Here is a 7412-nt window from a genome sequence, read left to right on the forward strand (position 1 = left end):
GCCGTCAGGCTCAGGCGACGCTGACGAGGGTGCGGGTGGGCTCCAGGAGGGGGAGCAGGGTGAAGAAGTGGGGGAGGGCGTCCGGGAGGCGGAGGGCGCCGGCCTCGTAGCCGGTCCAGCCGAAGACCAGTTCGCCGTCCAGGACGTGCTCGGACAGCGGCTGCGCGAAGGCGCTCAGGGTGACGCGGTCCGGGCCGGTCTGCGGGTGGTGGTCACCGCAGCCGCATTCGGGGGCGATCGTGATCGACGTCAGGGCGTCGGGGGAGTAGTGCCGCAGGCGCAGCGTCGTACCGCGGGCGGTGAACCGCGCGATCGTTGCATCGGGCAACTGAACGAGCAGCTCGACGGGCACCGGGTGGGAGCCGGGCAGCAGTCGCAGACCGCGGGCGGCAAGGAGGTCGGACAGAGCAGAGAGGTTCATCGAAGGAATCCTGTGTGGCTGGTGTCGGCGGGCGGGCCTGGGAAAAGGGCAGGGCCTCGTGCGCCTCAGACGGCGCGCGTCAGCGACAACAACAGCGACAACACAGCGGGATTCGCATGCGGAGACTATGGCAGACGTCACCCGGCGCTGCCAAACATCGCCCGCTATCTGAGACAACTGTCCACGAGCTGTGCGCGATAGCTGCTGGCGAAGGCGGGGCGGTTGCCTGGTCAGGCAGATCCGGGCGGGCAGACCCGCCGGCTGTTCGGTCAGTACTCCGCGCAGAACCGCGGAATCACTCCCGCACCCTGCCTACGGTCGTCGGAACAGAGCTCACCGAGAGGCAGGAATCCGCCGATGCCCACCGATTCACCCAGCACAGCCCAGCACTACGACGTGGTCGTCGTCGGCGCCGGATTCGCCGGCCTGTACGCCCTGCACAAGTTCCGCGACCAGCTCGGGTTGCGGGTGCGCGTGATCGAGCAGGCCGGGGACGTCGGCGGGACCTGGTACTACAACCGCTATCCCGGCGCGCGCTGCGACATCGAGAGCTTCAACTACTCGTACTCGTTCTCCGAGGAGCTGCAGCAGGAGTGGGTGTGGACCGAGCGGTTCGCCGGCCAGCCGGAGATCCTGCGCTACCTCAACCACGTCGCCGACCGGTTCGACCTGCGGCGCGACATCGCCTTCAGCACCGTGGTCGAGTCGGCCGAGTTCACCGGCGACGGCTGGTCGATCAACACGACCAACGGCACCTTCACCGCGCAGCACTTCGTCGCCGCCGCGGGCAATCTGTCGGTCGCCAAGGATCCTGGCCTGGTCGGACTCGACGACTACGAGGGTGAGGTCTACACCAGCTCGGCCTGGCCGCATGAGGGCGTCGACTTCACCGGCAAGCGGGTCGCCGTCATCGGTACCGGCGCCAGCGGCACGCAGTTGATCCCCGAGCTCGCCGCCCAGGCTCTGGAACTGACCGTCTTCCAGCGCACCCCGAACTACGCCACGCCGATCGGCAACGGACCGATGGACCATGAGTTGCAGCAGCAACTCAAACCCAACTACGCCAAGCTGCGCGAGCGCTCCCGGGCGAACTTCGGCGGCTTCCCCTACGAGCAGTCCCAGCCGTCCGCGCTGGCGGTGAGCCCGGCCGAACGGCGCCAGACGTTCGAGGCGCGCTGGTCGCAGGGCGGGTTCCGGCTGTTCCTCGACAGCTATCAGGACCTGCTGGTCGATCCGGTCGCGAACGAGACCGCGGCAGAGTTCATCCGGGACAAGATCCGCGAGCGGGTCACCGATCCGGCGATCGCCGAGCTGCTCACACCGACCGGCTATCCGTACGGCACCAAGCGGCCGCCGCTGGAGACCAACTACTACGAGACGTTCAACCGCCCCAACGTCCAGCTCGTCGACCTGCGACGCGAGCCGCTCGAGCGGTTCACCGCCAAGGGGATCGAGACGTCCGACGGTGTCCGCGAGTTCGACGCGGTCGTGCTCGCGACCGGCTTCGACGCGATGACCGGGCCGGTACTACGCCTCGGCATCCGCGGCCGCGACGGCAAGGCACTGACGGAGCACTGGTCCGAAGGGCCGCGAACCTACCTAGGCCTGATGGTTAACGGCTTCCCGAACCTGTACCTGGTCACCGGCCCACAAAGCCCCTCGGTCCTCTACAACGGCCCGCTGGCCGTCGAAGACCACGTCGACTGGATCGCGGACAGCATCAGCCATCTGCGCGCCGACGGCCTGACCACGATCGAACCGTCCGCCGAGGCGGAGACCGACTGGATCGAGCAGACCCTCGCGATCGCCGAGCAGACCCTCCTACCGCAGACCGACTCCTGGTACATGGGCGCAAACATCGAAGGCAAGCCGCGCGTGTGCATGGTCTACCTCGGCGGCGTCCCGCAGTACCGCCAGATCTGCGCCGAAATCGTCGCCGACAACTACCGAGGCTTCCACCTCAGCTGACAGCTCAGTCGGCCTTCTTGCCGAACATGATCTCGTCCCAGCTAGGCACACTGGCCCGCTTCGACCCCCGCTTAGCCGGCTTCTTCTTCTCCTCAGCCGGAGCCTCAGCAGCCGGCGCCGCGCCGGCCGGCTCAGCTGCGGGCGCCTGCCCAGGAGCTGCCTGGCCGGCGGCTGGCTGAGCGGGACCGGGCTGCCCAGCGGGCTGTCCACCAACAGGCTCGGTCGAACGCCGGGGATCCGCAGGCTTCGGCGCCGCCGGACGTCCACCACCCAGGCCGTGGCCTTCGGCCGGCCCGGACTCGCGCGCAGCCGGCCGCGGATCAGCAGGACGGGGCGCATCCCGCCGAGGCTCGGCAGGTCGCGCGGCCTCACGGGCAGCCGGTGGCTGCTCGGCCGGTGCCGGACGGTCGGGGGGTGGCATGCGGCGTTCGGTGAAGCGGTTTTCGGGGGCGGCGGCGCGTTCCTCCGGGGAAGAGAGCGGCGGGGCCTCGACTGGGAGCTGGGCGGGGCGTTCGACCGCGCGGACTGCGGGGCGCAGGGTTGGCGGGGGCTCGATCGGTACGTCGATCAGGGTCGGCTCTTCGTCGGGGCTCGGCACCGAGTGCACCCGGCGCGGGCCGCGCTCCACGTCACGAGCGGTGCCGTACTCCGGGTCGCGCCCGAACCCACGTCCCGTGTCCCGGTTCGCGTCCCGATCCGCCTGGGCCGCGCGACCGCGCGGCAGACTGATCGTGTCCTCGAAGCCGGCCTCATAGCTGTCGGCCCCGTGATCAGGCGCCAGACTCAGATCGAAGTCGGCCACCGCGGTGAGCCGGCGCTCCGAGGTCGGCTGCGGCGCGATCACCTGCGCCTGCTCTCCGACCAGCCAGCGCGCCTCGTCGTCGTCCGGGACCGCATACCGCCCCGGAGCGTCGTAGGCGAACATCGCGACCTTCTCGTCGTTCTCCTCGACGAAGTACGAAACGCGCACGGCCCACCGGCCGTCGTCGCGCCGCCAGGCGTCCCACTCGGCCGACGCCGGGTCGACGCCACGGATCCGCAGCCGCTCGGTCACCCACGCACCGAGGTTGCGGGTCGGGGCGTCGCCACCGCCACGACGGCGGACGGACGCGCGCTGGGCAAGGCTCGCGACGTGATCGCGCTCGGCCAGCACGGGACCGGCGAACGCCATCACCCGCTCCATCGGCATCTGCGCGACGGCAGCGACCGCCTCGGGACTCTCGCCGGCCCGGATCCTGGCCTGGATGTCTCGTGGGCGGAGCGCGCTCTCCATTTGAATCTCCAGCTGGCCGAGTCGGGCACGGTCGCCGCGCAGGGCCGCACGCAACCGGTCGTCGACCGGGACGGCGAACTCCTCACCCGTCTCTGCCAGCGCCAGGATGAGCTGTTTGCCATCCTGGCTCAGACCGACGAGCCTCGCCTCGCGCATTGCCTATGTTCTCCTGTGCGGTTCTGAACAGTCTCTCCCGATACCTGCGCCTCGACCAAGACCGGCGCGCCGTGCCCGCCGATCAGTGTGGAGGTTGCGTCACAAAACCCCATTCTGCCTGCTCAGAAGGGTCCTTGTCGTCACATCAGTCACACTAGTCACAACCGCCAGTGATCACGACACCGAGGTGACGCAAACCGGTCGGTTCCCATCTCAGCCGAGCGGGTACGCCGCCCGCACCGCGAGCGCGCGGAGCAGGTCGTCGTGGTGATCCCCGACCGCCCGCCGGATCCCGGCCGGGACATCCTCGTCGGCGACCAGCCCGGCCGCCAGCTCGGCGACCCGTTCGTCGATCGCGTAGATCGGGAACGCCAGCAGCGCGGTCCGCGCGACCACCCAGCCCGAGCGCAGCTTCTCGGTGCCCGCGATCTCCGCGAAGTACCGGTCCACGTACGGCGCCGTGAGCTCGATCTGCGAGTGATGCCAGAACCCCTCGCACGCCGCGTAGAGCTCGTAGTTGGCGATGTCGGCGTCGGTGCTGATCTGTGCCCAGGCCCGTTCCTTCGCCTCGGCCGTCGGCAGCGCGGCGCGGCATCGGGTCGCGTGCACGGCACCTTCCGACGACGCGTCCCGAGCCAGCTCCGCGTCGATCCCGGCGTCATCGATCGCCCCGAGCGCCGCCAGCTGGAGCGTGATCACCCAGCGCAGCTCGGCATCGACTGCCAGCCCGTCCGGTACGCCGTCGCCCGCGAGCCACCCGTTCAGCAGCTGCACGTCATCGGTCGCCGCGACCACGCGCCGCGCGACCGCGAGTTGCAGGCTGCTCCCGGCCGGCGCGGACTGAAGGCGCTCGGTCAGTACGGCGGCCAGCCGCGCGCGATACGGCTCGACCGGGAGGTACCGGCCGAGTACTGCGGTCGCCCAGCCGGCCATCGTGCTGAAGGCGATGTCGTTGGTCTCGGCCGGCAGCGCGGCGAGCACCACGTCGAAGGCGAGCCGCGGGTCGAGCTCGGCGTCGGCGGTCGAGTCGCGCAGGCTGTTCAGGATGACCGCGCGGGTCACGCCGTCCTCGATCTTCGGCATCACCGCGGACAACTTGCCCAGGCTCTGCGCGTCGAACCGGATCTTCGCCCAGGTGTCGTCGGCCGCGTCCGGGACGACGACCGCGATCGACGGGTCCAGCTCGACCTCGACCGAATCGGCGTCGAGCAGGACCGGTACGGACACGCCCTGGCCGGACTCGTCGTACCCGCCGATGGTCAGCTGGTGCGGACGGTCGGCCGGGTGGGCGGCCGGGGCCTTGCGGTGCAGCTTGATGCCGGTGGCCGTGCGCTCGGCGGTGATGGTGTCCATGCCCGGCGTACGGAGCCAGTTCTGGGCCCACGCGTCGAGACCGACCGCGCCGGCCTCGGTCCACTTCGCGACCAGGTCGGCGAAGGTCGCGTTGCCGAACTCGTTCGCGTTGATGTGCGCCTTGACACCGTTCAGGAACACTTCGTCGCCGAGATAGGCGTTGAGCTGCTTCAGCACCGCCGCGCCCTTGGCGTAGGAGATGCCGTCGAAGTCGTCGAGTGAGGCAAGGGCGTCCTTGACCGCGTCGGCGGCGACCGGGTGGCTCGACGAGCGCTGGTCGGCCTGCAGGCCCCACCACTTGCGCATGAACCCGAAGTCGATCCAGTTGTCGGTGTAGCGCGTCGCGGCGGTCGCCACCCGGTGGGCCATGTACTCCGCGAACGACTCGTTCAGCCAGAGGTCGTTCCACCACTGCATGGTCACCGTGTCGCCGAACCACTGATGCGCCATCTCGTGCACGACGGTCCGCGCCCGGTTGCTGCGCTCGCCCTCGGTCACCGTGGACCGGAACACCATCTGGTCGCGGAACGTCACGCAGCCGGGGTTCTCCATCGCGCCGGCGTTGAACTCGGGCACGAACGCCTGGTGGTACTCACCGAACGGGTAGCGGTAGCCGAAGAGCCGGTGGAATTCGTCGAAGGCCTGCCCGGTCACCTCGAACAGGTCCTCGGCCTCCCGGTCGAGTGCCTCGGCCAGCGACTGCCGCGAGACGAGCCCGAGCGGGATGCCGTCGTGCTCACCGAGGATCTGGTGGTACGGCCCGGCGACCAGCGTCACGAAGTACGTCGAGAGTGGCTTCGTCTCCGCCAGCTCCCAGCGGCCCGGCGACACCTGGGTGGCCGCGCCGTTGCCGAGCACGATCCAGTCCGTCGGCGTGGTCACGCTCATCCGGTACGGCGCTTTGAGGTCGGGCTGGTCGAAACACGCGAAGAACCGGGGCGCTGCATCCAGGAACGACATCGCGTAGAGATAGGTCAGCCCGTCGGCGGCATCGACACTGCGGTGCAGGCCCTCGCCGTCGTTGGAGTACAGCATCTTCGCCACCACGACGAGCTCGTTCTCCGCGCGCAGCCCGGTCAGGCCGAGCCGGCCGTCGGCCAGGCCGGCCACGTCGACCGGCTGACCGTTCAGCGTGACCGACACCAGCTCGTCGGGTTTCACGTCGAGCCAGCTGGACTGCTCGGCGGCGGAGAAGACGATCCTGGTGGTCGATCCGAACGTCCGCTCGCCCTGGGTGAGGTCGAGGTCGACGTCGTACGAATGAACGGAGAGTGCGGCGGCCCGGGTACGGGCGCCGGCGACGGTGAGGCTCGGCATGCCGAGCACTCTATGCGCTCGTCCCAGCCGACGGCGGCGGCATCGATACAGTTTGCCCATGACCGAGATGGAGTATCGCCAGCTGGGTGACTCCGGCCTCACCGTGAGTGTGGTCGGCCTGGGTTGCAACAACTTCGGCGGCCGGATCGACGCGGGCCAGGCCGAGGCTGTCGTCGGAGCCGCGCTGGATGCGGGCATCACCTTGTTCGACACCGCCGACGTGTACCGCGGCGAGCACGGGTCGAGCGAGGAGATCCTCGGCAAGGCGCTCGGCGCCCGCCGCGACGACGTGGTGATCGCCACCAAGTTCGGCGGTGACATGAAGGGCGAGAACGGGCCCGACTGGGGCGTCCGCGGCTCCCGCCGGTACATCCGCAAGGCGGTCGAGTCGAGCCTGCGCCGGCTGGGCACCGACTGGATCGACCTCTACCAGCTGCACGTGCCGGACGAGGTCACCCCGATCGAGGAGACCCTGGCCGCACTGTCCGAACTGGTTGCCGAGGGCAAGGTTCGCTATCTGGGCAGTTCGCAGTTCGCGGGCTGGCAGGTGGTCGACGCCGACTGGGCAGCGCGGACCAATGGCTCGCAGCACTTCATCAGCGCGCAGAACCGGTACAACCTGCTCGAGCGTGAGGTCGAGGACGAGCTGATCCCGGCCTGCGAGCACCTCGGCATCGGCGTACTGCCGTTCTTCCCGCTCGCGGCCGGCCTGCTGACGGGCAAGTACAAGCGCGGCGCCGAGCCGCCTGCCGGGACCCGGCTGGCCAAGCAGCCCGAGCGGCTGGCGCGGGCCGACTTCGACAAGATCGAGGCGCTCGAGACGTTCGCCGCCGAGCGCGATCTCACCCTGCTGGACGTCGCCATCGGCGGGCTCGCGGCCCAGCCGACCGTCGCGTCGGTGATCGCCGGCGCCACCCGGCCCGA

The 7412-nt window shown here is 69.8% G+C and carries 5 protein-coding genes; 2 read left to right on the forward strand and 3 right to left on the reverse strand.

Annotation, left to right across the window (positions count from 1 at the left end; translation table 11 throughout):
* Positions 1-10: 10 nt before the first annotated feature.
* Positions 11-421: a hypothetical protein gene (locus ABD116_RS32615; RefSeq protein ID WP_343979214.1), complete on the reverse strand. Its 411-nt coding sequence runs from the start codon at positions 419-421 to the stop codon at positions 11-13.
* Between the two features lie 357 nt (positions 422-778).
* Here ABD116_RS32615 and ABD116_RS32620 point away from each other — a divergent pair, with 357 nt between their 5' ends.
* Positions 779-2389 carry a flavin-containing monooxygenase gene (locus ABD116_RS32620; protein WP_343979216.1) on the forward strand — a complete coding sequence of 537 codons (1611 nt, stop codon included), beginning with the start codon at positions 779-781 and terminating at the stop codon, positions 2387-2389.
* Positions 2390-2393: 4 nt separating this feature from the next.
* Here the strand turns inward: ABD116_RS32620 and sepH are convergent, their stop codons facing one another.
* Positions 2394-3818 carry a septation protein SepH gene (sepH, locus tag ABD116_RS32625; RefSeq protein WP_343979218.1) on the reverse strand — a complete coding sequence of 475 codons (1425 nt, stop codon included), beginning with the start codon at positions 3816-3818 and terminating at the stop codon, positions 2394-2396.
* Positions 3819-4031: 213 nt separating this feature from the next.
* Positions 4032-6488 (reverse strand): aminopeptidase N, encoded by a 2457-nt coding sequence (gene pepN / locus ABD116_RS32630; RefSeq protein ID WP_343979221.1) that lies wholly within the window; start codon positions 6486-6488, stop codon positions 4032-4034.
* A gap of 58 nt (positions 6489-6546) precedes the next feature.
* Here pepN and ABD116_RS32635 point away from each other — a divergent pair.
* Positions 6547-7412, forward strand: an 866-nt coding sequence (locus ABD116_RS32635; protein ID WP_343979224.1) for an aldo/keto reductase, incomplete at its 3' end; no start/stop codon positions are given.

The organism is Kribbella koreensis, from assembly GCF_039525325.1.
GTDB classification, from domain to species: Bacteria; Actinomycetota; Actinomycetes; order Propionibacteriales; family Kribbellaceae; genus Kribbella; species Kribbella koreensis.

Bases quoted from the DNA above. Each gene is read 5' to 3' on its own strand.
- ABD116_RS32615 (WP_343979214.1), bottom strand. From the start codon at position 421: ATGAACCTCTCTGCTCTGTCCGACCTCCTTGCCGCCCGCGGTCTGCGA.
- pepN (WP_343979221.1), bottom strand. From the start codon at position 6,488: ATGCCGAGCCTCACCGTCGCCGGCGCCCGTACCCGGGCCGCCGCACTC.
- sepH (WP_343979218.1), bottom strand. From the start codon at position 3,818: ATGCGCGAGGCGAGGCTCGTCGGTCTGAGCCAGGATGGCAAACAGCTC.
- ABD116_RS32620 (WP_343979216.1), top strand. From the start codon at position 779: ATGCCCACCGATTCACCCAGCACAGCCCAGCACTACGACGTGGTCGTC.